Below are 24,166 nucleotides of genomic sequence, written 5' to 3'. Positions count from 1 at the left end.
ATCAAGCATTGAATAAATATGCGCAAAGGAACTGGCTCTATATATAAACTTTGTTAACGCCGATTTATTTCGCCGAAACGTTTTTGTAAGTACGTCGCCACTATTTTTGCACGGTTCATGAAAAAAGGCAAATCATCATACGGTACAAAGCACGTCGTGTACAGCATCTTCGCCATGCTGTTGTTGGCTTGGCTTACGGTTTGTTTGCCTTACGTGAACGAAAGCCAAAACCGAGGGAAAGCAGCGGTTGAAAAAACAGAAAAGAAAGCGGCCGCGGACAACAGCAATCCGTTAACCAACACCAACGAAGAAAAGCCCGAACGCGGTTCTTCAATGCCGAACGAATACTTGCACGAGGCGCACGCAATGGAACAAACCTTTACGTTTGTCTCTACCTTCTACAAGTGTCACCCTTCTGATTTATACCTCGCTTATCATCCCGACTTAATCGTTCCTCCGCCCAAAGCATAAGGTCAATCTTTCATTTTTTATTTCGATGATTTGCTTGCCCACGAACAGCCGTTCGCAGGTGTAATCCATTTATTGACCTTAAACTCTTTTGTAATGAAGCAGAATAATTTCTCGCTCAAAAATCTGGGTGCGGATTTGCCCGCATCAATCGTAGTCTTTCTCGTGGCCTTGCCGCTTTGCCTGGGCGTGGCACTTGCCTCCAATGCGCCTTTGTTTAGCGGCCTTATTGCCGGCATGGTTGGCGGCATTGCAGTTGGCCTTTTAAGCGGTTCGCAGTTAAGCGTAAGCGGACCGGCAGCGGGGTTAACCGCCATTGTTGCAGCAGCCATTTTAAAGCTTCCTTCTTTTGAAGCCTTTTTGTTTTCGGTGGTTATTTGCGGTGCCCTGCAATTGTTGTTGGGCTTTTTAAAAGCCGGCGTCATTGGCGATTACATTCCGAACAGCGTGATCAAAGGAATGCTGGCGGCCATTGGGTTGATTCTGATCTTAAAACAGTTGCCGCACCTGATTGGTTACGATGCAAATCCAGAAGGCGAAGTTGCCTTTGTACAAGCGAATAATGAAAACACTTTTTCAGCCGTTGCTAACGCATTAAACTACATCACGCCGGTGGCGGTGTTGATCGGCCTTGCAGGCTTGACCTTTCAGTTTATATGGGAGAAAATAGTGGCGAAGAAAAAAGGTTTCGTCAAGTTGATTCCGGCGCCGCTGGTGGTAGTTTTGATCGGCATCGGCATCAACGAAATTTTCAGGCACCAGGGTATTGCTTATGCCGTTGACCCAAAGCACATGGTGAACATTCCGGTGGCGCAAACAAGCCGCGAGTTTTTTTCTTTTTTTACCGCGCCGGATTTTGGCGTCTGGATGAACAAGGACATTTGGATAACGGGTGTAACGCTTGCCTTGGTGGCCAGCCTTGAATCGCTTTTGAGCATTGAAGCGGTGGATGATCTTGATCCTTACCAGCGTGTAACGGATAAGGACAGGGAGTTGAAAGCACAAGGCATCGGCAATATGCTTTCGGGTTTGATTGGTGGCTTGCCGGTAACCTCGGTTATTGTTCGTTCATCGGCCAACGTGAATGCGGGGGCCAAATCAAAAATGTCAACCGTTTTTCACGGCCTGCTGTTGCTGGTAAGCATTGCTTTTATTCCGGCTTTGCTCAACCTCATTCCCAAAGCGGCGCTGGCGGCGGTGCTCATTTTCACCGGTTACAAATTGGCCAAGCCTTCTTTGTTCAAACTCTATTACAAAAAAGGCTGGGACCAGTTTTTCCCTTTCGTGATTACCATTCTTGCCATCTTGCTCACCGATCTTTTAATTGGCGTTGTCATCGGCATCGGTGTGGGAATTTTCTTTGTGGTGCGCAGCAATTTCAAAACATCCGTTTTTGTGGTGAACGATCAGCACCATTATTTGTTTCGCTTGCGCAAAGACGTTTCGTTTTTAAACAAGCCAATCATTAAAAACAAACTGGAAGAAGTGCCAGAGAACGCATCGGTGCTGATTGACGCCAGCCGTGCTGATTTTATTGACAAAGACGTGGTGGAAGTGATCGAGCACTTCCTCGTACACGCACCGCTGAAAAATATTCACGTAGAAGTAAAGTACAGCGGCAACAAAGCACAAGGGTTTAACAAGACCTTGCTGGACGAACAAAACGCAAAGTCGCACAACGGGCTGAAAAGAGAATCAATTTTAGAAACAACGGAAGCGGCTACCTTTAGCCCCCGGTAAACAAAACCTGATATGCAATCATACGAAAAGTTACTGTTGGAAAACAAAGCCTGGGCCGCTGAACAAAAAGCCGAAGACCCGGGCTATTTTAAGCGGCTGGCAGAATTGCAGGCCCCTGAGTTTTTATGGATCGGTTGCAGCGACAGCCGCGTGCCGGCCGATAAAATAACGGGCACGCAACCCGGTGAAATTTTTGTGCATCGCAACGTAGCCAACATGGTGGTAAACACCGACGTAAACTTGTTGGCGGTGCTTGACTATGCCGTGACGCATTTGAAAGTGCGGCACGTGATTGTGTGCGGCCATTACGGTTGCGGCGGCATTAAAGCTGCGGCTACCAAAACCGATTTCAAGCCGGTGCTAAACATGTGGCTGCGCAATATTAAAGACGTGATTCGTCACCACCGCGACGAGTTGGATGCCATTGAAGACGAAGAAAAGCGCAGCGACCGGCTGGTGGAATTAAACGTGCAGGAGCAAGTTTATAATTTGGCCAAGACAACCATCATTCAGCGTTGCTGGAAGCGGGAGCAACGGCCGCACCTGCATGGCTGGGTGTACGGCTTGAAAGACGGCATCATCAAGCCCGTGTTTGAAATGCAGGCCGGCACGCACATTGACGATACCTACGAGTACGAAAATTTGTAACCGCTCAATGGTATTATACTTTTAAAATCCCTTTGCTGCAAGCGAAGGGATTTTTTTATGGAGAAATCTGTTGATAAAGGCAGTTAAACTTCGTTGGCACTTGCTGCTTCTTTCTCTTCCCTAATTTTTTCCATCGGGTTTCTGCGCGGTTGTAAAAGTTTGGCTACAAGACCGGTCCAACCGGTTTGATGCGAAGCGCCAAGGCCTCTGCCCGTGTCGCCGTGAAAGTATTCGTGGAAGAGAACGTAGTTTTTAAAATGCGGATCGTTCTGCAGCTTTTCGTAACCGTCAAATACAGGCCTGCGGCCGTCTTCATCAAGCAAAAACAAACGCGACAAACGCCGCGAAAGTTCATCGGCAATCTCGTTCAGCGAAAGATAAACCCCGCTGCCCGTTGGGCATTCTACTCTAAAATCATCGCCGTAATAATAGTGGAAACGCTGCAGGCTTTCCACAATCAAATAATTTACCGGCATCCACACAGGGCCTCGCCAGTTGCTGTTGCCGCCAAACAAAGCAACGGTGCTTTCGCCGGGCGTGTAATCAACCGAAAACTTAGCGCCGTTCACCCACACTTCGTAAGGATGTTCTTCGTGGTATTTTGACAAAGCCCGAATACCGTAGTCGCTCAAAAATTCGGTTTCGTCCAACATGCGGCAAAGGATTTTTTTCATGCGGTGACCGCGCAATAGACTCAGTAAATGTTTTTCGCTTTCGCTCTTTTCGTGCCAGCGCGAAACAAGCGCCGCAAGGCCAGGACGGTTGTCCAAAAACCAGTTGAGACGAACGCAAAACTGGGGCAGCGCTTCCAGTATTTCGTGGTCCAATACTTCTACGGCAAACAAGGGTATCAAACCCACCATGCTGCGCACTTTCAGTTTTTCGCTTTGATTGTTTGGAAGCCTGAGTACATCGTAAAAGAAGCCGTCTTCATCATCCCACAAGCCGCCGGAATCGGCGCCCATGCTGTCCATTGCACTGGCGATGTACAAAAAGTGTTCGAAGAATTTTGTGGCCATGTCCTGGTAAACAGGATTGTGCAAGGCAAGCTCCAAAGAAATGCGCATCATGTTGAGCGAATACATCGCCATCCAGCTTGTGCCGTCGGCTTGTTCAATGTAGCCGCCCGTGGGCAAGGGTGCGCTTCGGTCAAACACGCCAATGTTGTCAAGACCCAGAAAACCTCCTTCAAAAATATTGTTGCCTTGTGCATCTTTGCGGTTTACCCACCAGGTAAAATTGAGCAGCAGTTTGTGAAAGACCGATTCCAAAAAAGGACCGTCGCCTTTGCCGGCCGTCTTTTTTTCGAGGGTGTAAACGCGAAAGGCTGCCCAGGCATGAACGGGCGGATTTACGTCGCTAAAATTCCATTCGTAAGCCGGCAGTTGACCGTTGGGGTGCATGTACCATTCTTTGGTCAAATGCAGCAATTGATGCTTCGCAAACGTGGGATCGATAATGGCAAAGGGAATGCAATGAAAGGCAAGGTCCCAGGCCGCGTACCAGGGATACTCCCATTTATCAGGCATGGAAATGATGTCGGCGTTGTTCAGGTGACACCATTCATGGTTGCGGCCATCTTCTCGTTGCTGTGGTGGCGGCGGTTGCGCCGGGTCGCCTTTAAGCCATTTCTCCACGTCGTAATAATAAAATTGTTTGCTCCACAACATGCCGGCAAAAGCTTGCCGCTGCACCAGTTTTTCATCAGCCGATGTTATCTCTGTTTGCAGCGCCGCATAAAATTCGTCAGCTTCCTTGATGCGCAAGGCAAACAATTCGTCGAAACCGGCAAAGGGTTTTGTTCCGGTTTTTGTGGTAAGGCGCAAGCGCAATTCTTCGCTGCCTTTGGCCTTTACCAACAGTTTGTGATCGGCGGCTACTTTGGTTCCGGTTGCATTGGGGTTCACCGCTTTTTCGTCGCCGTTTACCAAAAAATTGTTGATGCCGTCTTTTGTGTATTTCGATGCGTTGGCTGTGCCGTAAAGCCTTTCGTTGTTCGTTTCGTTCTCGCAAAAAAACGTTTCTACTTTTTTATCGAAGTACAAGCAGTATTCGCCAAGTTCTTTGTGCTGCACCGTTACGTCGCCGCTGTTTGATGAAAGCAGTTGCGGCTTATAATCGTCGTAGCCCCAGTCCCAGGTGTTGCGGAACCAAAGCGTGGGCAGCACGTGCAGCGGTACGTCTTTCTTGCCGCGGTTGTGCACCGTTATTTTAATGAGAACGTCTTCTGCATCGGCTTTCGCGTATTCTACAAAAACATCAAAGTAGTTATCGTCATTAAAGATGCCGGTATCAATGATTTCAAATTCGGGTTGAAGTCTCGTTCTTCGTCCGTTTTCCTGCAACAATTGTTGATAAGGATATTCCGCCTGCGGATACTTATACAACGTCTTCATGTACGAATGCGTGGGCGTGGAATCGAGGTAGTAGTAAAGTTCTTTTACGTCTTCGCCGTGGTTGCCTTCGCTGTTGGTTAAGCCAAAATATCGCTCTTTAATGATAGGGTCTTTTGTATTCCAAAGTGCCAGCGCAAAGCAAAGGATCTGGCGGTCGTCGCAGATGCCGGCAATGCCTTCTTCGCCCCAGCGATAGGCTTTGCTTCTCGCCATGTCGTGCGTTGTGTAATGCCAGGCGTCGCCGTTTTTGCTGTAATCTTCACGCACGGTTCCCCACTGTCGGTCGGACACATACGGCCCCCATATTTTCCAACCTTCTTTTTGCAAACGTTGTTCTTCGGTGGTCATGAGAATTTTTGTAAATGGAGGAGCGGCCCATCCCGACCTTCCCGGTGGGAAGGTCACCAAGGCACAGCCCTTGCTTTTCAGTGACTCATTTTTAATTCAATCAACTTGAAAGCAGAACGTTTTCTTTTTGCTTCGCGACTCGTTCTCCCCTTCCCACCGGGAAGGGGCTTTAGCACATCTGCCCGCTTTAGTGAATAGTTGTTGGGGGATGGGCCGTATCCCGCTTTACCCGTTGTCCACAAAGCCCGGATATAGCGTCATGCCGCCGTCCACAAACAAGGTTGTTCCGTTCACGTAATCCGCATCGTCGCTGGCAAGCCATACGGCTGCGTTGCCAATGTCTTCTACTTGTCCGATGCGCTTTTCCGGAATGAGCTTTAATAGATTTTGCAGATGCGCCGACGTGTCCCAAGCATCGCGGTTGATGGGCGTTTGAATGGCGCCGGGTGCAATGCTGTTGACGCGAATGCGTTTGGAGGCAAACTCCTGCGCGATGGTTTTCATCAGCAACATGATACCGCCTTTTGACGCCGCATAATTGGCGTGGCCCGCCCAGGGAATCACTTCGTGTACGCTGCTCATGCAAATGATTTTGCCCGCCGACTTTGATTTGTTGCTGATGCCCCTGCGCAGAAATTCGCGAACGGCTTCACGGGCACAAAGAAACTGCCCCGTTAAGTTTACGCTCAGCACGTAGTTCCATTGCTCCAACGTCATCTCGGTGAACGGCGCGTCTCTTTGCAGGCCCGCGTTGTTCACCAAAATGTCCACCGTCCCAAACTGCGCAACGGTGTCGGCAAACATTTGCTTGACTTCTTCTTCCTTGCTCACGTCTGTTTTGTAAACAATGGCTTTGCCTCCCGATGAAGTGATTTCATTCTTTACGGCCTCGGCCATGTCTTTAGCCGCGTCCACCGGGTAATTGACGACCACCGTTGCGCCGACGGCGGCCATGGCTTTTGCAACGCCTGCGCCAATGCCGCTGCTGGCGCCGGTGATGATGGCAATTTGGTCTTGCAACTTCTTGTCCATTTTCAGAAATTTATAGGTAAGAACTAGGTAAGAACAAAAAACTAAGCCAATGCGTTTTCTTCCTTCAGCCTGGGTATTTCTTCTTTGCTGGAGAAAATGGTTTTTCCTTTTTCCTTTCCGGTTTTTATCATTTCATCCGCACCCGATGATGCGCCGCCAATTCGCAACACCGCATCGCAATGATCTATCAATTGCACGGCCACGGGATGAAAGATTTCGTTGAAGATTTCATCGCCCGTTTCTTTGGAACCCGCGGCTTCAATAAGCGGCAGCGCAAACCATTCGCCCAAAACGGGCAAGTGTCCCATCCGGTAAATTTCGAGCGCCGTATCGGTCATGGCTTTTACGTTGGCCGCAATCTTTTGCGGATCGTCGTTTGTGCCGGAGCGGTAAGGCCCCGCCACCAGAATCATTAGTGATTTTTTTGCGTTCATGCAAGCAAGTTTAATTGTAGTGAGAAAATAAACCGGTATTGAATGTGGTGTGAAGTGAATGGTTGATGCGCAAGTAAAAGACGTTATGAATTGTTGTACACTTTTAAAACGGTTTCGCGCAGCGGTGCGCTTTTTCCCGAAACAACAAATTCCAAAACATCGGCCAGTGCTTCGGGCTTTACCCAGTTGTCCGGGTTTGCGTTAGGCATGTCTTTGCGGTTGAGCGGCGTATCAATTGTACTCGGCGCAACCACCGTTGCCGTTACGTTTCTTCCTTTGGCTTCTTCGTTCAGGTATTCGGCAAGTTTAAAAAGAAGAGACTTGCTCAAGCCGTATGCGATTAAATTTTTTCCGGCCGCAGCGTTAAGGGCAGGCCGCGAGCCAATGAAAACAAGACGGCCTTCGCCGTTTTCCATCATGTGTGCAAACAAGGGCCTTGTTACGTTGTAAGCCGTGTGAAAATTTAGCGCCAGTTGCTTTTTAATGTCTTCGCCTTTTGTTGCGCCAATGTTTCCCATGGCAAAACCACCGACGAGCAACAAAGCCGCATCAATTTTCCTGTGTTGTGCGATGGTTCGCTGAACAAAGTTTTCGGTTTCGTTTTCGTCGGTTAGGTTTACAATTTCGGCTTGCAGCTTATCGCTCGGCGGCAAGCCTTTTTTTGCTTCTTCGGACGTGACGGTGGCGATGACGGTGTAGCCTTCGGTCAAAAACTTTTTTGTAACGGCGCTTCCCAAATTTCCGGTAGCGCCAGTGATGATCACGGTCTTGTTCATGCGGAATGATTGTGCTTAAAGTTAGGTTGCTTTCCCGTGCGGATTGACGTAAGGCTTCGATACCTTTGAATTCAAATCCCTCATCTTTTGGTTATGAATACGAAAGCCTTGCGAATGACCTTCGCCTTCTTCACTCTGCTCATTTTGTTTAATGCCACTGCGCAAGAACCCATCAAGAAAAAAGATGCCGCTAAAAGAATGAGCGAAACCACCGCTCCGGTGATACCGGTAGACACACTTCTCATCGAACGTATCATTGGCACAAAAGGAAAAGCCAGCAACGGTGAATACAAAATCACCGTTCCGCAAAACGATTTAAGCATCACGGTGGACGGCTTTAAAATCATTCCGGCAATGGGTTTGGGAACCTGGATCGCCTTTACGCCTTCCGGCAACGGCGCCATGATCATGGGCGATGTTGTGGTGACCGAAACCGATCTTAAACCGGTACAAGAGGAAATTATCCGGCAGGGACTTGCCATCAGCGCTATTCACAACCATTTTGTGCGCAACCATCCCAACGTGATGTACATGCACGTGGGCGGCAGCGGACCAACCGAAGCAATGGCGCAAAAAGCAAAAGCCGTTCTGGAAAAAATAAATGAACTGCGCGGCGGCGATCCGGCAAAAGGCACGGCCTCGAATGAAAGCGTGCAAAACACTCTCGATACAAAATCGCTGGATGCCATCATTGGCTACAAAGGCGAGATGAGCAAAGGCGTTTACAAATACACCATCGGCAGGCCTGATGTGAACTTAAAAGAACACGGGTTAACCGTTACAACTTTCCTTGGCTTCAACACATGGGCCGCCTGGCAGGGCACACCCGAAAAAGCCGCCCTTGCCGGCGACTTTACGATGCTGGAAGATGAAGTAGCGCCGGTGATAAAAGCGTTGGTAGAAAATGGCATTGAAGTGGTGGCGGTTCACAACCACATGGTGCACGAGCAGCCCCGCATTTTCTTTCTGCATTATTGGGGCGTGGGCAACGCCGAACAACTGGCCAAAGGCTTGCGTGCAGCCTTGGATCAAACCGGCAAGGCAAAGGAAAATATGCAAGGCATGAGCGGTCATTAACACAACGTTGCCGTCAACTTAAGCAGGAGTGGTTTCGCGGCCTGCGTAAGCGTCTTCCAGCTTTGCAATGTCAAGCTTGTCCATCTGCATAAGAGCTTGCATCACGCGGCCCGATCTCGCCGCGTCTTTATCACCAAGAAGTTTTGGCAATGCCTTCGGAACAATCTGCCACGAAAGGCCAAACTTGTCTTTCAGCCAGCCGCAACGCGAGGGTTTGCCGCCTTCGGTAAGTTTTTCCCAGTAATAATTTACTTCTTCCTGATCGTCGCAGTGAACAACAAAGGACACAGCTTCGGTGAACGTAAAATGCGGGCCGCCGTTGAGTGCTGTAAATTTTTGTCCGAAGAGTTCAAAGGGCGCCGTCAGTACTTTGCCTTCGGGACCGGTGCGCACCATCTCGCCGGCTTTGGCTTCTTTAAAAACGGAGCAGTAAAAATTCACGGCTTCTTCGGCGTTGTCGTTGAACCATAAAAACGGTGTAATCTTTTGCATAAAAAATGATTTGTGTTGATGAAACAAACCTAAGAAGAGCGTTTTGTTTTGGTGCGCCTCGTTTGCGACAGAGATGCGGGGCGGTTGCGGCCTTGTGATAAAAATCATCCCGTTCTACTTCGTATTGCACCCGTCACTTTCTATTTCGTTCGTACCTTATCGCAAAAATATTTTATGCCGCAAAGCCGTAACCGCGCCGGTCATCATCATTACCAGAAACCTTCTGCTATTCCCGCCAGCCAGCGGGTGAAAGGGCGAATCATTTGGGCTATCTTATTTGCCGTTTTTGCGGGGCTGATTGCCTTGTTTGCAGCGGGTGAAAGTTATGTGGCCTTGCTGATTGGTGTCATCATCGGCGCTGTGGTTGGATACTTTGTGGGAAAGAATATGGAGCGGGATGCGAAAGAATAATTAGTAAGGATGTCGTTGTTTGAATACAGAAAGAAAGCTGCTGTTGTTGCGGCTCACTCACCACAAATCACGATTGCGTTATGATTTTTTAACGTTGTAAGATAGAATTGTGTCAAGGGTCGAACATACCCTTCAAATAAATGCTTTTTGTCGTCGGCACCAATGTCCTCAAGTTCCTGTTTGGCTTCCTTAGATAAACTTTCATACATTTTTGAAAAGCCTTCAAAACTGTCAATCCTGTGCTTTTTCATCCAATCGCAAACGGTCGCAACTTCCGGCGTTGGAACAAAGCCGTTGATTATTTTGTCTCCTACCTGCTTTTCTACATATGCACCGAAGAGCATTTTGTAAGACAATGCAGCCGTATTGCTGTAAGGGTCTGCTGTATTCATGAAGATGATGGCCAGGTCCTGTGTAGCCTTGTAAAGGTTTACACTTTTTGATTTATCCATTTGCTTCTCCAAATCGGATAAATCGTCAATCTTTTCTGCTTTGCCAACTTGGTAAAGCACAATTGAAATTCCCAATGATTTTTTCTTTAAATGATTATGAAATGACTTTGTTTGGTCAACATGAGAAACACCGACAAATGCAGTTACCCCAATCAGTGTGAAAACGAAAAAAGCGAGAAGAAAAAATTGTTTCATAGCAGTTGTCTCAAATTGCAGGCAGCTAATATCCGCACCTTCTTGTTCAACTTTCATTTGATTACCAGCCAAAAGCCGAACAAGCAATTTCTCAAATATAATTTCAGCCATTAAAGCAAAATAAAGTCTCTCCGCAAAACACCCAACCTCAAACCTCGAACCTCGAACTTCAAACTTTTCACACATTCCACCGGTTGCGCATGATAAACGTCGTCAGCATGATGCGCATCAGTTCAATCGAAACACCAAGATAAAGCGCCGTCAAACCTACAATCTCGCTTTCGGCTTCATTCAGTTCACCGTCGCCGGTCATCAGTTCGCAGACCATCGCAAACAAGGTTTCCTTAAAGCTTTCCGTAATCAGCGGCGCACTGTGTTCAATCACCGTTCTTGAGCCAAAAGCTTTCAACAGCGGCAGGGCTTTTTCGGCCAGCGGCTGCAGGTCGTGGTGCGCAAATTTTTGGCTTAACAGCAACATGCGGGAAAGGTGCTCGACGTGCCGGTTGCTTACCGGTTTGCCGCTGGCTTGCAGACAGCCAAACAAAATGGCTACGGAGGCTTCCTGTTCGTTGTTCAGGGTATGGTGTTCGGTGTTCATGTGGGGAAATTAATCCAAATGGCGTAGTCCGCAAACCGCCCTATTTTTACGCCAATCTTTTGGCCATGAGCATTCGCATTTTTATTACCGGCGGAACCTTCGACAAAGAATACAATGAGCTGACGGGGCAACTTTATTTCAACGATTCGCACCTGCCCGAAATGCTGGAATTGGGCCGCAATCTCGTGCCCGTGGAAGTGCGAACCCTGATGATGGTGGACAGTCTGGAGATGACCGGCGACGACCGCGAACTCATTGCCGAACATTGCCGCAAAAGCAAGGAAGACAAAATCATCATCACCCACGGCACCGATACGATGGCGGAAACGGCCAAACTTCTTGCACAAAAAATAAAAGACAAAACCATCGTCATCACCGGCGCCATGATCCCTTACAAATTTGGTTCGTCGGACGGTTTGTTCAATTTAGGCAGTGCCCTGGCTTTTGTGCAAACCCTGCCGCCCGGCGTGTACGTGGCCATGAACGGCCGTTGCTTTAACGGAGAGAACGTGCGGAAGAACCGCGAGACCGGCGTCTTCGAAGAGTTAAAGGTTTGACGTTCGATGTTTGAGTTTTGAAGTTGGCGTTCCCGTGCGTAAAATTTTTTCTCCTTCGCTCCGTGCGAAATAAATTTTATGAACGTAGCTGCACTGCTACTATTTAGCTTCTCTTGCGTCGCACTCTTGTGCGTTCGGTATTTCTATTCGGCAACCAACTTCACTGCTCCTGAATTCTGACTCCTGTCTCCTGAATTCTGTCTCCTTAACTTAGCACAGTCTTTGCCAATAGCAGACGAATGAATTTTCAATATCAATATCCCGAAGCCTTTTGGCTCTTGTTACTCGTGCCGCTCATTGCCTTGCTTTACGTGGTTTACATCCTTTGGCAAAAACGCACTACAAAACGCATCGGCGAGCCAAAGCTGATTGCGGCACTCACAAAAAATCATTCGCCGCTAAAATCACGCATCAAGTTTGCCCTTTTTCTTTTTGCCTTTGCCCTCGGTTGCCTTTCACTGGCCAATCCGCGCAAGCCCGACGATGCTTCTGCCGAAGTGCGCAAAGGCATTGATGCCGTGATTGCGCTTGACGTGAGCAACAGCATGACCGCCACCGATGTGCAGCCAAGCCGCTTGTTGCTGGCGCAGAAACTTCTTACCTCGCTCATTGACAAAATGCCCAACGACCGCATCGGGCTTGTTGTTTTCGCGGGCAATGCCTACACGCAAATGCCGCTCAGCACCGACCACGAAGCTGCCAAGCTTTTTGTGTCCACCGCATCGCCCGAAATGGTGCCCGAGCAAGGCACGGTCATTGGCGATGCGCTGCTGCAAAGCAACGCGGCTTTTGAAGAGGGAAGCCAGCGGTTCAAAACCATTATTCTTGTTACCGATGGTGAAACCCACGACGAAGACGCCCTGAAAACGGCGCAGGACTTAGCAAAAAAAGGCGTGATGATCAACACCGTTGGCCTTGGCTCCGCTTCGGGTTCAACCATCCTGGACACATTAACGCACGGAGCAAAGAAGGACGAAAGCGGACAGGTGGTTGTTTCCAAACTGAACGAAGATTTATTGCAGCAACTCGCAACATCCACACACGGAACCTACATTCATTTGGAAGCCGTGGCGCCGGCCATTGCCACCTTGCTTGACCAATACAAAAACGTGGACAAAAAAGCCCTCCTTGACACCAGCGGCCTTTATTATGAAAGCTTTTACTGGTGGCTTGTTCTGCCCATGGCTTTGTTGCTACTTGTTGAGTTGTTTGTATCCGACAGAAAAAAAGTATCTGCATGAAAAACTGTTTGAGCTTATTATACTTTCTTTTTTCGATCAATGCCTTTGCGCAAACCGCGGCCACGCACATCAGCAAGGGCAACGACTTTTATTTGCGCCTGCAGTTTGACTTGGCCGAAGACCAGTATCGCAAGGCTTTGGAATTGAACCCGCACAACACCGAAGCGCAATACAACCTGGGCAATGCGCTGATGCAGCAAAAAAAATACAAGGCTGCCATTGAAGCCTACGACGCCATTGCCACCAACGACAAAAGCATCAAAGCCGCCGCGCATTACAACGCCGGTGTGAGCTACAGCAAGCAACAGGATTTGCCGTCGAGCATTGACGAATACAAAGCCGCCCTGCGCATCAATCCCGCCGACAAAGAAGCAAGGGAAAACCTGCAAAAAGCCCTGCAGGAACAAAAGCAGCAACAGCAGCAAAATCAGAAAAACAACAAAGGCGGCGGTGGAGGCATGAGCCAGAACGACGCGGATAAAAAGCTCCGTGACTTGGAGCAGAAGGAGAAAGATCTTCAGCACAAAATGCAGAAAGGCCAGGGCGGACAAGCGCCAAGCGGCAGTAAGGATTGGTGATAGGTTGAATTGTTGAGTGGTTTATTGGTTGAGTGGGATAACCCGCGTTTTTAGAGTGGGACTGTGTTCTGCGCCACAGCTTTGCAATCAAATAACAAACCGGCTGGCGGTTCTCGTTTATTTTTGTCATCCAATTTTACGGCATGGTTGCAGAAACAAACAATACCAGTTCCACGCTTCTTCATAATGTATCGCTTAACCATTACGCGGCTTCGCTAACCGCGTATCAACGCCTTCCCACGAATGAAGTGCACATTGGCGATTTGCTGCTTGGAAATTTTCATCCCATCCGTGTGCAAACGATGACCACTACCGATACTATGGACACCATCGGTACGGTGGAGCAAACCATTCGCTGCGCTGAAGCCGGCGCTGAACTGGTGCGCATCACGGCACCTTCAAAAAAAGAAGCGGAAAATCTTCTCAACATCAAAAACGAATTGCACAAGCGCGGTTATCACACTCCGCTTGTGGCCGACATTCACTTCACGCCAAACGCTGCTGAAATTGCGGCCCGCATCGTTGAAAAGGTTCGCGTCAATCCGGGCAATTATGTTGACAAAAAGAAGTTTGAACTCATTGAATATTCCGATGCCGATTACGCCGAAGAAATAGACCGCATTCGCGACCGCTTTACGCCGCTGGTAAAAATTTGTAAGGAATATGGCACGGCTATGCGCATCGGCACCAATCACGGCTCGCTCAGCGACCGGATTATGAGCCGCTACGGTGATACGCCCATGGGCATGGTGGAAAGTGCGATGGAATTTTTGCGCATTGCGCGAAGCGAAAGCTATCACAACATTGTACTGAGCATGAAGAGTTCCAATCCGCAAGTGATGGTGCAGGCTTATCGCCTGCTGATTAAAACCATGCACGACGAATTTGGTGCGATTTATCCTTTACACCTTGGCGTAACAGAAGCCGGCGACGGCGAAGACGGCCGCATCAAAAGCGCGGTAGGCATCGGCACGTTGCTGGAAGACGGCATCGGCGATACGATCCGTGTATCATTAACAGAAGACCCGGAACTTGAAATACCGGTGTGCAAGGATTTAGTGAAGCGGTATTCCCCCAAACCCCCTAAAGAGGAGTTTGCTGACGCACAGTTCTTGCTTGTTTCAGATTCTAAGGAATTGATTGGATCGTCGCAAAGCGAGCCTTCGCAGCCTGACGCTCCTTCCCCTTCAGGGGAAGGCCGGGATGGGGTTACGCTTCCTTATTCACCGTTTGAATACAAACGCAGGGAAACCTTTGCCGTTTCAAACATTGGCGATCATCACGTGCCTGTTGTAATTGCAGATTTAAGCAAGCTGCAAAGCATCTCGCCGAAAGAATTGCAAAGCGTTGGTTATACTTATGATGAAGCGTCGGACAAGTGGACCATCGCCGATACCGCGGTCGATTACATTTTCACCGGCAACAAGATTATAGACTTTGCTTTACCAGGAACCTTGAAGGTGATCGTCTATCCGGCAACGTGGTTGTTGGCGGAAGACAAAGAAAAATACTTCCCCATTTGGGACGACAGCGGTTACGCAAAAGCGGCGCAGCGCAGCAGCATCAACTTCGTGATGATGGATTGCTTTAGCGACGAAACAACCGTTAATGATTTTACTTACCTCGACGCAGTTACGAATGATGCAAGCGTTGTTCTTTGTTTGAGTAGCAAGAACAAAAATGCAATGCAATCGGTGCGGCGCATGTTTGTTGAATTGATGAACCGCGATATTAAAAATCCCGTCATCATTACCGTTGACAGCAACCGGCAAACGGCAGACGAACACCTGATTCATTATGCCACGGAAGCCGGCGCCTTGCTGCTTGATGGCATGGGCGATGGCGTTTGTTTCGGCATGACGGCAGAAAGCTACCGGCAATCGGCAATCGGCAATCAGCAATCAACGGACAACGATCCACGATCAACGGTCAATGCTTCGGGTCGCAATTATTTGCAGTCAACTACCGTTGAGCAGTTCATCAACAACACGGCCTTTAGCATTTTGCAAGCCACCCGAACACGCATTTCAAAAACGGAATACATCTCTTGTCCATCCTGTGGCCGCACACTGTTTGACTTGCAGGAGACCACCGCTAAGATTCGTGCAGTGACCAATCATTTAAAAGGCGTGAAGATTGCCATCATGGGTTGCATCGTAAACGGTCCCGGCGAAATGGCCGACGCCGATTTTGGTTACGTAGGCAGTGGCGTGGGAAAGATCACGTTGTACAAAGGCAAAGAGATTGTAAAGCGCAATGTACCGAGCGACGTAGCGGTTGACGAGTTAATAAACCTGTTGAAAGAAAGCGAAGTGTGGGTGGAAAAGGCGGTTTAAGGTTTGAGGTTGACGTGATGTGTGCAGTTTCTTTTCTTCTCCTTCGCTCTGTGCGAAATAATTATGTATCCAATTTATTTTGCAACAAAGATTTATTCCTCCCGTCTCCTGTATTCTAACTCCTGACTCCTCCATTTTATCTTTGCCGACATGACCATTCACATTCTTACGGTGTTGCCCGAGTTGTTACAAAGCCCACTCTCGCATTCCATCATGAAACGTGCACAGGACAAAGGCCTGCTCACCGTTTACGTGCATCCCTTGCGCAAGTGGGCCGTAAACGAATACGGACAGGTGGACGATTATCAATACGGCGGCGGCGCGGGCATGGTAATGATGCCCGAACCGCTGGCCAACGCGATTGAAGAATTAAGCAAAGACAAACCTTTTGATGAAATCATTTTTCTTACACCCGATGGCGAAACGCTCAACCAAAAAATAGCCAACAATCTTTCACTGAAAGAAAATCTTTTGCTCATTTGCGGCCACTACAAAGGCATTGACCAGCGCATTCGTGAAAAGTACGTGACGAAGGAAATTTCGATTGGTGATTACGTACTCAGCGGAGGCGAGTTGGCTGCGGCAGTTTTGGTAGATGCCGTTGGAAGATTAATACCCGGTGTGTTGAATAATGAAACATCCGCATTGACGGATTCCTTTCAAGACAATCTTTTAGCGCCGCCGGTGTATACCCGTCCCGCCGAATGGCGTGGACTGAAGGTGCCGGATATTTTACTCAGTGGCCACACCGCGAAGGTTGAAGAATGGCGCTACGAACAAGCCGTGGAAAGAACGAAGCAACGACGGCCGGATCTGTTGGAGGACTAACGCAACAATTTACGTTCGCAAACGATAACGCTGCTTGTTAGGGCTGGTGGGTGCTTTCAATGGCATCGGCTAACTTTGTCTCGATATCATACAACCAGCGCAGCGATCCCGGTAACAATTTCCAGTCCCTGTCTTTTTTTGTAAGGCTGAACGAGACGGCTTTTTTGTTAGCGTCTTTTGACGTTACAAAAAACTTAACGCCGTTCACGTTCCGCATTTGGGTAAATTCAAAAACCCTTGTTTCTTTTCCCACAACGATTTCTTTATTGAATGTTTCCATGTTTGTGTTTAAAATAAAGGACAATAAAAAGCCCCGGTTGACCGGGGCTTTTGTATAAACAACGAGATTAATACCTGTTTTTGTTGTAGCTCTTGCTGTTGTTAAAACCACCGCTACCACCGCCGTAATTGCTGCGGGCCGGACGGTCTTCTTTGGGTTTGGCTTCCATTACCTTAATGGTGCGGCCGTCAACGTTTGCGTCATTCAACTCGGCGATGGCTTTTTTAGAAGCGGCATCGTCTGACATTTCAACGAAGCCGAAGCCTCTTGAACGGCCTGATTCGCGGTCGGTAATGATTTTGGCTGACGTTACTTCTCCGTAGGGAGTGAAAAATTCTTTCAAGTCTTCGTCCTGTACGTCGAAGCTTAAGTTAGAAACGTAAATGTTCATTTCTGAAAAATAAATAGATGAATAAAATATCTGAGGCAGCAAGGAGTAAGAAACTAACTAAGATGCAGATGCAGACTAATTAATGATACTGATGCAAGGCTCAAATTAACGGCGTGAAGATAGGGTTTGTTTTCGGTGCGAGTTAAAAACAAATGAGAAAGAAAACACAATGCTTTGGCTGTGGCCTTTTGCTTTCGCTAACAAGCGATGATTCAGACAAAGCAAGTTTCGGGTTTTTCAAGTGCAAAAGACGCGAGACATTTGTGTTGTTAAATTAAACGGCCATGCAAGCGCAGGAACAAATAGATTACCACAGGATTGCAGAAGCAATAAACTACATCCGGCAAAACTTTAAAGAGCAGCCAACGTTGGAAGCTGTTGCCGAAAAAGTGTTTCTAAGTCCTTATCATTTTCAGCGGCTGTTCAGCAAATGGGCGGGCACAACGCCAAAAAAATTTTTGCAATACACCAGCATTGAATACGCAAAACAATTGCTGAAAGAAAAAGCCGCCACGTTATTTGATGCCGCCCATGAAACCGGCCTTTCCGGCACAAGCCGCCTGCACGATCTGTTTGTAACCATCGAAGGAATGACGCCGGCCGAATACAAAAACGGCGGCAAGAATCTTTTCATCAATTATAGTTTTGCGGATAGCCCTTTCGGTAACCTCATAGTTGCTTCTACGTTTAAAGGCGTTTGTTACATGGCCTTCCAGGAAGACGAGGCGCAGGCATTGAATGATTTGAAAAGCAAGTTTCCGAACGCAAGTTTCTCTCGAAAGCTGGACTTGTTGCAACAAAATGCGCTCTTCATTTTTCAGCACGATTGGAGCAAGCTGAATCAAATTAAACTTCACTTGCGTGGCACCGACTTTCAACTAAAGGTTTGGGAAACGCTTTTGAAAATTCCTTCCGGAAAACTGACAACCTATGGCGCTGTGGCAAACAAAATTGCACATCCGGCTGCGTCCCGCGCCGTTGGTACGGCCATCGGCAGCAATCCCGTTGCTTACCTTATTCCTTGCCACCGCGTTATTCAGTCATCAGGCGCTGTTGGCGGTTATATGTGGGGAAGCACACGCAAAACGGCCATGATAGGCTGGGAAGCTGCCTTGTCCAACCAAGCTGTGTAAAGCAAAGTTCTACGCCGGCGGTATTAAAATCCATCTTGCCAAAAGTTGATAGAAGCGGCAAGTATCATTGTTTGTGTACGCAGGTATAACCTTAAACCAAGAGCATGAAAATATTCATTTTAATTCACGGTTCGTGGCACAGTGCCTGGAACTGGCACAAAGTAGTGCCGCTGTTGGAGGCCGCCTGCCACCAAGCCATCGCCATTGATTTGCCCGGAATGGGCCGGGACAAAACACCGATTGAAAACGTAAAGCTTTCCGATACGGTGCAACGCGTCTGTACCTTAATTGACAGTCTTGATGAAAAAGTTATCCTGGTGGGGCATAGCAAAAACGGTGTGGTGATTTCGCAGGTTGCGGAATACAGGCCGGACAAGATTGAAAAATTAATTTACCTCGCGGCCTACCTGATACCGAGCGGGAAAACACAAAAGGAATATTCGGTTCAAGACACGGAAGGCTGGTTGAAGCCTTACGTTGTGCAACATCCCGAGACGGCTTCTCATACCTTGCAACCTGCGATATTCCGTGAAGGATTGTACCACGATTGCGAACCGGACATTGCGGAAGCGGCAAAATACATTTTGAGTCACGAGCCGGTGGAATCCGGTATTGTGCCCTTGCAATTAACCGAAGCAAATTATGGAAGCGTGCCGCGTTATTATATTGAATGCACGGAAGACAGAGCGGTAACGCCTTTTATTCAACGGCTGATGTACACGGAAACGCCGTGCGAAAAAGTTTATACGATGGCGACAAGTCATTCGCCTTTCTTTAGCCAGCCAAAACAACTCACAGACATTTTATGTGAGATAGCGGCCAATTAGGTTGGCTCCTTGTTGTCATAACAACTTGACAACCTTAGCTACCGTTGCTCCCGTTGGCGTCCGCGCCAACGGGCTTTGTTTTTAAAGAGGTGTCAAATATCTTTAACAGACTTGCTGCTTTACAATTACCATATTGAATTCCTCACCGCAACCATTCTAAACTGGAAACATTTATTAAAGGACGATGCGTACAAGCAAGTCATTGTTGACTCCTTGCAATGGCTGACAGAACAAGCCCGTTGTACTATTCACGGTTTTGTGATTATGCCCAACCACATTCATTTGCTTTGGCGAATCAGTAATCTACACGACCGCTTTAATGTGCAAGGTGCACTGCTTAGTTATACGGCGCACCGCTTTAAAACAGTGGCGAAAGAAGACGGTAAATTGTTCAAACATTTTGTAGCGGACAAAGACCGGCTGTTTCAATTTTGGGAACGTGACTCGCTGGTGAAGGAATGTTGGAACGAAACGTTTCTGTTGCAAAAGCTGAATTACATTCATCACAATCCTTGTCAACCGCATTGGAAGTTAGCGGCAACACCGGAAGACTATAAGTGGTCATCGGCAAGGTTTTACCATACCGGTGTTTCGGAGTTTGGATGGTTAAAACATTATGCTGGGTAGAGGCTTTGGTGATCGGCTCGTTGGCGGGGACGCCAACGAGAGCGATAGTGCTAATTCCTTTTGCATAATGCTTTTGATTTTGTTCTAACTCTTAGCCGCAAATGTAATCCTGTAGATTAGGCTAAATCAGTCATGCAAAATACGAAACGACCACTTTAAGCCTTTCATTAAGGGTCTAACAAAATAAAAAATTGCGAATAAAATAGATAAAAACCAAAGAAGGTTTTGGCGGATATCGGTGTTTGTCAAAATCTTCTTTTGGATGTCAGACTGCTTCTCTCTGAGAACAGCATACTTTTCGTAAACAGTATCAAATTGTTCTTTTAAAGAAAGATAATTGCTGACATTCTTCTTTAAAAGGTATTTCTGGTAGAACGTTGTTTCATTCAAAGTTGTCAGTTTATTTTCCAACATAAATTCGTGAATCAACTTAGCACTATCAGGATTGCTATAAACCTTCAAGAATGTTCTTTCATCTTTTTCCGTTAAATTATTTGTCTTGAAAAATTTGTAAAGGTTATTGCTATCCAACATTGGGGCTGCAGCTTTGTGGAGGCTATCAACTGTTTTAACAATAAGGATACTCTGCCTTTCATATTTTAACACGTTACGCTTTTGAAAAAGATTATAACACAGGTTTCCAAGGAAAAAAAGGATGGAAATGAGCAATAATGATGTTAATAAGATGATTTCTTTTGCAATAGTTTTCTGTGCTCCTGTCGCCATAACTTAAAGAATTGGATATGCGCTTAAAAAAACTTGACGTGCTAATATATATACCATCAAGTAATTTCAAAATCTTCCTTGGCTTATTAGTTAACCGTTAACGAGATAGGAAAAGGATTGTAATAAACAAAAATTCTGTCGCTCCCGTTGGCGTCCTCGCCAACGAGCCAACGAATAAGATTGTCGTAGCCAAAGATTGCAACTTGCCTCTTGTTCAATAGAATTCCCGAACGTACAAGAGTGCGACGCAACGAAAGCTTAATAGATAGGCAAACTTCTGGCTCATAAAAAAGGCTGCACCTTTACGATGCAGCCTTGCTATAAAGTTTTCATTCCTACTCCCCCGGCTTGCTAATCATCCTCGCCTTCCGCAAAATCCGCCTGTTCTCCCGCTTGTGCATCAAATTAAACACAAGCGTGTACATCACCGGAAGGATCAACAAGGTCAGTACCGTTGACGTCATCAAACCACCAATCACCACGCGGGCCAAAGGCTTTTGCGTTTCGCTTCCGATGCCCGTTGAAATGGCCGCGGGCAATAGCCCAATCGCCGCCATCAAAGCCGTCATTACTACCGGACGAATGCGCGAACGAACGCCTTCACTCACCGCTTCGGTAATGTGCATTCCGTGTTCCAAATTCTTTCGGAACACGCTAATCAAAATCACACCGTTTTGAATACACACACCAAACAAAGCAATGAAACCAATGCCGGCGGAGATGCTGAAGTTCATACCCGTCACGTAAAGCGCAAGTATGCCGCCGATCAAGGCAAACGGCACGTTCATGATGGTGAGCATGGCGTCTTTTGCGTTGCCGAAGGTCATGAAGAGAATTAAGAAAATAACGAGCAAACAAATGGGAACCACTCTTGCCAGTGTGCCCGATGCCCGTTGTTGGTTTTCAAATTCACCGTTCCATGTTTCCGAATAACCAAGCGGCAACGGCACGGCGGCATTCACCTTTTGTTGCGCTTCCTGTATGGTGCTTCCTAGGTCGCGTTCGCGAATGGAAAACTTCACCGCAATGTAACGTGTGTTGTTGTCGCGGTAAATAAAAGCAGGACCAGTGAGTGTGCGAATGTTGGCGATTTCTTTCAACGGAACTTTGCTTCCGTCTTGCGCGGGCACCATCAGGTTTTCTACTTTGTCTTGTTCATCTCTAAACTCTTTTTGATAACGAACCCGCACGTCGAATTTTCGTTCGCCTTCGTACAATTCCGTTGCGGCTTTACCGCCAATTGCCATCTCGATTACAGCGTTTGCATCGGCTGTATTCACGCCGTAAAAAGCCATGCGTTGCTGGTCAAGCTCAATGCGGAATTCCGGTTGACCGAGGTTGCGCAAAATGCCTAAGTCCTCAATGCCGCGAACCGTTGCAAGTTGCGCCGCCACACGTTTTGATAAACTGTCTAGCGTTTGAAAATCAGGACCGAAAATTTTCACCGCAAGTGCTGCGTTCACACCGGCAACGGCTTCTTCCACATTGTCTCTGATGGGTTGGGAATAATTGAGCACAATGCCCGGTATCTTGCTCAGTTGTTTGTCCATTTCATCAATCAACTGTTCTTCGGTGATCTTTCGTTTCCATTCTTCTTTTTGCCGCAAGTCCACTTGTATTTGTACGTCAAAGAAACCTTTCGGATCGGTGCCGTCGTTGGTTCGTCCAACTTGCGCAAGGGTTTGTTCCACTTCGGGAAATTCACGCAGAATGTCCACCATCTTGTTAGAAATTTTGTTGGCTTCGCCGAGCGAGACGCTCATGGGCAATTCGGCTTCCACCCACAGTGCGCCTTCGTCCAATTCGGGCAAAAACTCGGTGCCTAAAAACTTTACCACGCCAAACGAAAGCCCCATTATGCAAAGCGCAACCAACAAACTTGCCTTGGGATATTTTGCTGTGACGTTAAAGGCTTTCATCACGCCTCTCTCAATAAAGATGACAACGGGATTGTGCTTCTCGCGGACGTTCTTGCGTAGCAAAATGCTGGACAAGGCAGGCACGAGTGTAAGCGTAAATAACAATGCGCCCAACAATGCAAAGCCAAGCGTATAAGCCAGCGGCGAGAACATTTTGCCTTCCACTTTTTGAAAGGCGAAAATGGGAATCAAACACGTGATGATGATAAGCTTGGAGAAGAAGATGGCTTTGCCCATTTCCGTACCGGTGGATTTAAACAGGCCGAGCTTTGCCAACTTGTTAAACCGCTCCATGCCCACTTCTTTTGCTCGATGGTCAAGCGCCACAAACAAACCTTCCACCATCACTACCGCGCCGTCAATGATGATACCGAAATCCACAGCACCCATTGAAAGCAGGTTTGCACTCATGCCTTTTATTCTCATGCAGATGAAAGCAAACAAAAGCGATAACGGAATGATGATGCCAACGGTCAACGTCGTTCGCCAATCGGCCATGAAAAGAAACACAATCACCGTGACGAGAATGATGCCTTCGAGCAGGTTGTGAATTACCGTGTGCTGTGCGTAATCCATCAATTCCGTACGGTCGTAAAAGGTATCCAGCTTTACGTCTTTTGGAAGAATAGATGTGTTGAGTTCTTTCACTTTCGCCTGCACCGCTTTCAACACTTCGCTTGGGTTTTCGCCTTTGCGCATCACCACGATGCCTTCAATCACGTCGGGTTGTTTGTCGCGTGTAACCCAGCCCAGCCGCGGCCTTCCGGCTTCGGTAACGGTGGCAAGATTCTTTACCAGAATAGAAACGTTTTGCTGCCGCGTAACGATGATGTTTTCAATGTCGGTCACGTCTTTTAAAATACCGATGCCGCGTACGACAAAGGCTTGACCGTTGCGTTCAATCACATCGCCGCCTACGTTCACATTGCTTTTTGTCACGGCGTTGTACACGTCAAGCGAAGAGAGATTGTACTTTGTGAGCATCTCTGGATTCACGCTCACTTCAAAGGTTTTTTCTTCACCGCCGAATGAGTTTACATCGGCTACGCCGGGCACGGATTTGAATTGCCGATCGAGAACCCAATCTTGTATCGCCGTTAACTCGTGAATGTTTTTTGTCGGACTCTTTAAGGTGTAGCGATATATCTCACCGGTCGGTCCGTAAGGCGGTTGCACATCGGGTTTTACACCGTCGGGTAAATCTGCACCACCCAAGCGGCTAAGCACTTGTTGCCGCGCAAAAGCATCGTCCACATCATCATCAAAGATGATGCGGATATAGCTCAAGCCAAAGGCCGATGTGGTGCGCAGGTTGGCTTTTTTCTGCACGGAATTCAGTACAACTTCAAGCGGAATGGTCACGAATTTTTCAACTTCTTCAGCGCTGCGTCCGGGCCATTGCGCAATGATGATGACTTGTGTATTGGTGACGTCGGGAAAGGTTTCCAGCGGCGTGGCCTTGTAGGAAATAAATCCAATCACTGCCAGTACCGCCGTCATGAAAAAAACAAAGTAGCGGTGCCGCAGCGAGAAATGTATAATGCGTTTGATGAACTTGTTCATGGGGAATGTTTTGAGGAGGTAGGAGTTAGGAGGTAGAATGTAGGAGATAGACTAAAGCAGACAAAGTCGCGGTTTCGTTTTCAACCATTCTAT

At 47.6% G+C, this 24,166-nt stretch carries 24 protein-coding genes; 13 read left to right on the top strand and 11 right to left on the bottom strand.

The genetic code is table 11. The features are described 5' to 3' along the window. Positions 1-117 precede the first annotated feature (117 nt). From FSB75_RS13810 to FSB75_RS13800, 3 genes are all read left to right on the top strand, one after another. The gene (locus FSB75_RS13810) at positions 118-471 is read left to right on the top strand and encodes a hypothetical protein (protein ID WP_146788640.1); all 354 of its coding nucleotides are present in this window, start codon (positions 118-120) and stop codon (positions 469-471) included. A gap of 93 nt (positions 472-564) precedes the next feature. Then, positions 565-2,208 (top strand): SulP family inorganic anion transporter, encoded by a 1,644-nt coding sequence (locus tag FSB75_RS13805; protein ID WP_146788637.1) that lies wholly within the window; start codon positions 565-567, stop codon positions 2,206-2,208. Positions 2,209-2,220: 12 nt separating this feature from the next. Next, positions 2,221-2,856, top strand: a complete 636-nt coding sequence (locus tag FSB75_RS13800) for a carbonic anhydrase (RefSeq protein ID WP_146788634.1) — start codon at positions 2,221-2,223, stop codon at positions 2,854-2,856. Between the two features lie 83 nt (positions 2,857-2,939). Here the strand turns inward: FSB75_RS13800 and FSB75_RS13795 are convergent, their stop codons facing one another. The 4 genes from FSB75_RS13795 to FSB75_RS13780 all read right to left on the bottom strand — a co-directional run bounded on the left by FSB75_RS13795 (position 2,940) and on the right by FSB75_RS13780 (position 7,842). Beyond that, on the bottom strand, positions 2,940-5,600 hold the full coding sequence (locus tag FSB75_RS13795) for an MGH1-like glycoside hydrolase domain-containing protein (protein ID WP_146788631.1): 2,661 nt from the start codon (positions 5,598-5,600) through the stop codon (positions 2,940-2,942). 225 nt (positions 5,601-5,825) lie between these two features. Beyond that, positions 5,826-6,632 (bottom strand): SDR family oxidoreductase, encoded by an 807-nt coding sequence (locus FSB75_RS13790; RefSeq protein WP_146788628.1) that lies wholly within the window; start codon positions 6,630-6,632, stop codon positions 5,826-5,828. Positions 6,633-6,673: 41 nt separating this feature from the next. Beyond that, complete coding sequence (locus tag FSB75_RS13785) at positions 6,674-7,066, bottom strand: DUF4406 domain-containing protein (RefSeq protein WP_146788625.1); 393 nt, start codon at positions 7,064-7,066, stop codon at positions 6,674-6,676. Positions 7,067-7,149: 83 nt separating this feature from the next. Further along, positions 7,150-7,842, bottom strand: a complete 693-nt coding sequence (locus FSB75_RS13780; protein WP_146788622.1) for an SDR family NAD(P)-dependent oxidoreductase — start codon at positions 7,840-7,842, stop codon at positions 7,150-7,152. A gap of 93 nt (positions 7,843-7,935) precedes the next feature. Here FSB75_RS13780 and FSB75_RS13775 point away from each other — a divergent pair, with 93 nt between their 5' ends. Further along, on the top strand, positions 7,936-8,919 hold the full coding sequence (locus FSB75_RS13775) for a DUF1259 domain-containing protein (RefSeq protein WP_146788619.1): 984 nt from the start codon (positions 7,936-7,938) through the stop codon (positions 8,917-8,919). Positions 8,920-8,937: 18 nt separating this feature from the next. Here the strand turns inward: FSB75_RS13775 and FSB75_RS13770 are convergent, their stop codons facing one another. After that, a complete protein-coding gene (locus FSB75_RS13770) occupies positions 8,938-9,411 on the bottom strand; it encodes a VOC family protein (protein WP_146788616.1) in 474 nt (157 codons plus the stop codon). Between the two features lie 174 nt (positions 9,412-9,585). Between FSB75_RS13770 and FSB75_RS13765 the strand changes: the two genes are divergently transcribed. After that, positions 9,586-9,822 (top strand): hypothetical protein, encoded by a 237-nt coding sequence (locus tag FSB75_RS13765; RefSeq protein ID WP_146788613.1) that lies wholly within the window; start codon positions 9,586-9,588, stop codon positions 9,820-9,822. A gap of 53 nt (positions 9,823-9,875) precedes the next feature. On the opposite strand, the gene FSB75_RS13760 is transcribed toward FSB75_RS13765, so the two are convergent. Further along, complete coding sequence (locus tag FSB75_RS13760) at positions 9,876-10,580, bottom strand: hypothetical protein (RefSeq protein ID WP_146788610.1); 705 nt, start codon at positions 10,578-10,580, stop codon at positions 9,876-9,878. Positions 10,581-10,647: 67 nt separating this feature from the next. Continuing rightward, on the bottom strand, positions 10,648-11,067 hold the full coding sequence (locus FSB75_RS13755; RefSeq protein WP_146788606.1) for a hypothetical protein: 420 nt from the start codon (positions 11,065-11,067) through the stop codon (positions 10,648-10,650). Between the two features lie 65 nt (positions 11,068-11,132). Here FSB75_RS13755 and FSB75_RS13750 point away from each other — a divergent pair, with 65 nt between their 5' ends. The 5 genes from FSB75_RS13750 (at position 11,133) to trmD (ending at position 16,607) form a co-directional block, all read left to right on the top strand. Further along, positions 11,133-11,624 carry an asparaginase gene (locus FSB75_RS13750; protein WP_146788603.1) on the top strand — a complete coding sequence of 164 codons (492 nt, stop codon included), beginning with the start codon at positions 11,133-11,135 and terminating at the stop codon, positions 11,622-11,624. Between the two features lie 239 nt (positions 11,625-11,863). Continuing rightward, positions 11,864-12,865: a VWA domain-containing protein gene (locus FSB75_RS13745; RefSeq protein ID WP_146788600.1), complete on the top strand. Its 1,002-nt coding sequence runs from the start codon at positions 11,864-11,866 to the stop codon at positions 12,863-12,865. Beyond that, positions 12,862-13,443 carry a tetratricopeptide repeat protein gene (locus FSB75_RS13740; protein WP_146788597.1) on the top strand — a complete coding sequence of 194 codons (582 nt, stop codon included), beginning with the start codon at positions 12,862-12,864 and terminating at the stop codon, positions 13,441-13,443. The genes FSB75_RS13745 and FSB75_RS13740 overlap by 4 nt, the downstream gene beginning before the upstream one ends. A 143-nt stretch (positions 13,444-13,586) precedes the next feature. Beyond that, a complete protein-coding gene (gene ispG / locus FSB75_RS13735; protein WP_146788594.1) occupies positions 13,587-15,779 on the top strand; it encodes a (E)-4-hydroxy-3-methylbut-2-enyl-diphosphate synthase in 2,193 nt (730 codons plus the stop codon). Between the two features lie 150 nt (positions 15,780-15,929). Then, the gene (gene trmD / locus FSB75_RS13730; protein WP_146788591.1) at positions 15,930-16,607 is read left to right on the top strand and encodes a tRNA (guanosine(37)-N1)-methyltransferase TrmD; all 678 of its coding nucleotides are present in this window, start codon (positions 15,930-15,932) and stop codon (positions 16,605-16,607) included. 37 nt (positions 16,608-16,644) lie between these two features. Here trmD and FSB75_RS13725 read toward each other — a convergent pair whose 3' ends face one another. Together FSB75_RS13725 and FSB75_RS13720 are read right to left on the bottom strand one after the other, a co-directional pair. Next, on the bottom strand, positions 16,645-16,887 hold the full coding sequence (locus FSB75_RS13725) for a hypothetical protein (protein WP_146788588.1): 243 nt from the start codon (positions 16,885-16,887) through the stop codon (positions 16,645-16,647). 67 nt (positions 16,888-16,954) lie between these two features. Continuing rightward, the gene (locus FSB75_RS13720) at positions 16,955-17,278 is read right to left on the bottom strand and encodes an RNA recognition motif domain-containing protein (protein WP_146788585.1); all 324 of its coding nucleotides are present in this window, start codon (positions 17,276-17,278) and stop codon (positions 16,955-16,957) included. A 284-nt stretch (positions 17,279-17,562) separates the two neighbouring features. Here FSB75_RS13720 and FSB75_RS13715 point away from each other — a divergent pair, with 284 nt between their 5' ends. The 3 genes from FSB75_RS13715 (at position 17,563) to FSB75_RS13705 (ending at position 19,865) form a co-directional block, all read left to right on the top strand. Beyond that, on the top strand, positions 17,563-18,411 hold the full coding sequence (locus FSB75_RS13715; RefSeq protein WP_146788582.1) for a bifunctional helix-turn-helix domain-containing protein/methylated-DNA--[protein]-cysteine S-methyltransferase: 849 nt from the start codon (positions 17,563-17,565) through the stop codon (positions 18,409-18,411). 104 nt (positions 18,412-18,515) lie between these two features. Then, complete coding sequence (locus FSB75_RS13710) at positions 18,516-19,238, top strand: alpha/beta fold hydrolase (RefSeq protein ID WP_146788579.1); 723 nt, start codon at positions 18,516-18,518, stop codon at positions 19,236-19,238. A 111-nt stretch (positions 19,239-19,349) separates the two neighbouring features. Continuing rightward, on the top strand, positions 19,350-19,865 hold the full coding sequence (locus FSB75_RS13705) for a transposase (RefSeq protein ID WP_172623149.1): 516 nt from the start codon (positions 19,350-19,352) through the stop codon (positions 19,863-19,865). A gap of 126 nt (positions 19,866-19,991) precedes the next feature. Here the strand turns inward: FSB75_RS13705 and FSB75_RS13700 are convergent, their stop codons facing one another. Together FSB75_RS13700 and FSB75_RS13695 are read right to left on the bottom strand one after the other, a co-directional pair. Continuing rightward, a complete protein-coding gene (locus FSB75_RS13700) occupies positions 19,992-20,591 on the bottom strand; it encodes a hypothetical protein (RefSeq protein ID WP_146788573.1) in 600 nt (199 codons plus the stop codon). A gap of 335 nt (positions 20,592-20,926) precedes the next feature. Next, entirely contained in the window at positions 20,927-24,073 is a 3,147-nt protein-coding gene (locus FSB75_RS13695; RefSeq protein WP_146788570.1) for an efflux RND transporter permease subunit, read from the bottom strand. Positions 24,074-24,166: the final 93 nt, after the last annotated feature.

It is taken from the genome of Flavisolibacter ginsenosidimutans (assembly GCF_007970805.1).
Taxonomy (GTDB): domain Bacteria; phylum Bacteroidota; class Bacteroidia; order Chitinophagales; family Chitinophagaceae; genus Flavisolibacter; species Flavisolibacter ginsenosidimutans.
Note: the sequence above shows the minus strand (reverse complement) of the source record. Positions and strands in the feature narration are given on the sequence as shown.

Excerpts from the sequence above, each read along its gene's own strand:
- FSB75_RS13750 (WP_146788603.1), top strand. The coding sequence starts at position 11,133 with ATGAGCATTCGCATTTTTATTACCGGCGGAACCTTCGACAAAGAATAC.
- FSB75_RS13740 (WP_146788597.1), top strand. The coding sequence starts at position 12,862 with ATGAAAAACTGTTTGAGCTTATTATACTTTCTTTTTTCGATCAATGCC.
- FSB75_RS13790 (WP_146788628.1), bottom strand. The coding sequence starts at position 6,632 with ATGGACAAGAAGTTGCAAGACCAAATTGCCATCATCACCGGCGCCAGC.
- FSB75_RS13695 (WP_146788570.1), bottom strand. The coding sequence starts at position 24,073 with ATGAACAAGTTCATCAAACGCATTATACATTTCTCGCTGCGGCACCGC.
- FSB75_RS13805 (WP_146788637.1), top strand. The coding sequence starts at position 565 with ATGAAGCAGAATAATTTCTCGCTCAAAAATCTGGGTGCGGATTTGCCC.
- FSB75_RS13725 (WP_146788588.1), bottom strand. The coding sequence starts at position 16,887 with ATGGAAACATTCAATAAAGAAATCGTTGTGGGAAAAGAAACAAGGGTT.
- trmD (WP_146788591.1), top strand. The coding sequence starts at position 15,930 with ATGACCATTCACATTCTTACGGTGTTGCCCGAGTTGTTACAAAGCCCA.
- FSB75_RS13765 (WP_146788613.1), top strand. The coding sequence starts at position 9,586 with ATGCCGCAAAGCCGTAACCGCGCCGGTCATCATCATTACCAGAAACCT.
- FSB75_RS13710 (WP_146788579.1), top strand. The coding sequence starts at position 18,516 with ATGAAAATATTCATTTTAATTCACGGTTCGTGGCACAGTGCCTGGAAC.
- FSB75_RS13720 (WP_146788585.1), bottom strand. The coding sequence starts at position 17,278 with ATGAACATTTACGTTTCTAACTTAAGCTTCGACGTACAGGACGAAGAC.
- FSB75_RS13745 (WP_146788600.1), top strand. The coding sequence starts at position 11,864 with ATGAATTTTCAATATCAATATCCCGAAGCCTTTTGGCTCTTGTTACTC.
- FSB75_RS13795 (WP_146788631.1), bottom strand. The coding sequence starts at position 5,600 with ATGACCACCGAAGAACAACGTTTGCAAAAAGAAGGTTGGAAAATATGG.
- FSB75_RS13800 (WP_146788634.1), top strand. The coding sequence starts at position 2,221 with ATGCAATCATACGAAAAGTTACTGTTGGAAAACAAAGCCTGGGCCGCT.
- FSB75_RS13810 (WP_146788640.1), top strand. The coding sequence starts at position 118 with ATGAAAAAAGGCAAATCATCATACGGTACAAAGCACGTCGTGTACAGC.
- FSB75_RS13785 (WP_146788625.1), bottom strand. The coding sequence starts at position 7,066 with ATGAACGCAAAAAAATCACTAATGATTCTGGTGGCGGGGCCTTACCGC.
- ispG (WP_146788594.1), top strand. The coding sequence starts at position 13,587 with ATGGTTGCAGAAACAAACAATACCAGTTCCACGCTTCTTCATAATGTA.
- FSB75_RS13715 (WP_146788582.1), top strand. The coding sequence starts at position 17,563 with ATGCAAGCGCAGGAACAAATAGATTACCACAGGATTGCAGAAGCAATA.
- FSB75_RS13770 (WP_146788616.1), bottom strand. The coding sequence starts at position 9,411 with ATGCAAAAGATTACACCGTTTTTATGGTTCAACGACAACGCCGAAGAA.
- FSB75_RS13775 (WP_146788619.1), top strand. The coding sequence starts at position 7,936 with ATGAATACGAAAGCCTTGCGAATGACCTTCGCCTTCTTCACTCTGCTC.
- FSB75_RS13760 (WP_146788610.1), bottom strand. The coding sequence starts at position 10,580 with ATGGCTGAAATTATATTTGAGAAATTGCTTGTTCGGCTTTTGGCTGGT.
- FSB75_RS13755 (WP_146788606.1), bottom strand. The coding sequence starts at position 11,067 with ATGAACACCGAACACCATACCCTGAACAACGAACAGGAAGCCTCCGTA.
- FSB75_RS13780 (WP_146788622.1), bottom strand. The coding sequence starts at position 7,842 with ATGAACAAGACCGTGATCATCACTGGCGCTACCGGAAATTTGGGAAGC.
- FSB75_RS13700 (WP_146788573.1), bottom strand. The coding sequence starts at position 20,591 with ATGGCGACAGGAGCACAGAAAACTATTGCAAAAGAAATCATCTTATTA.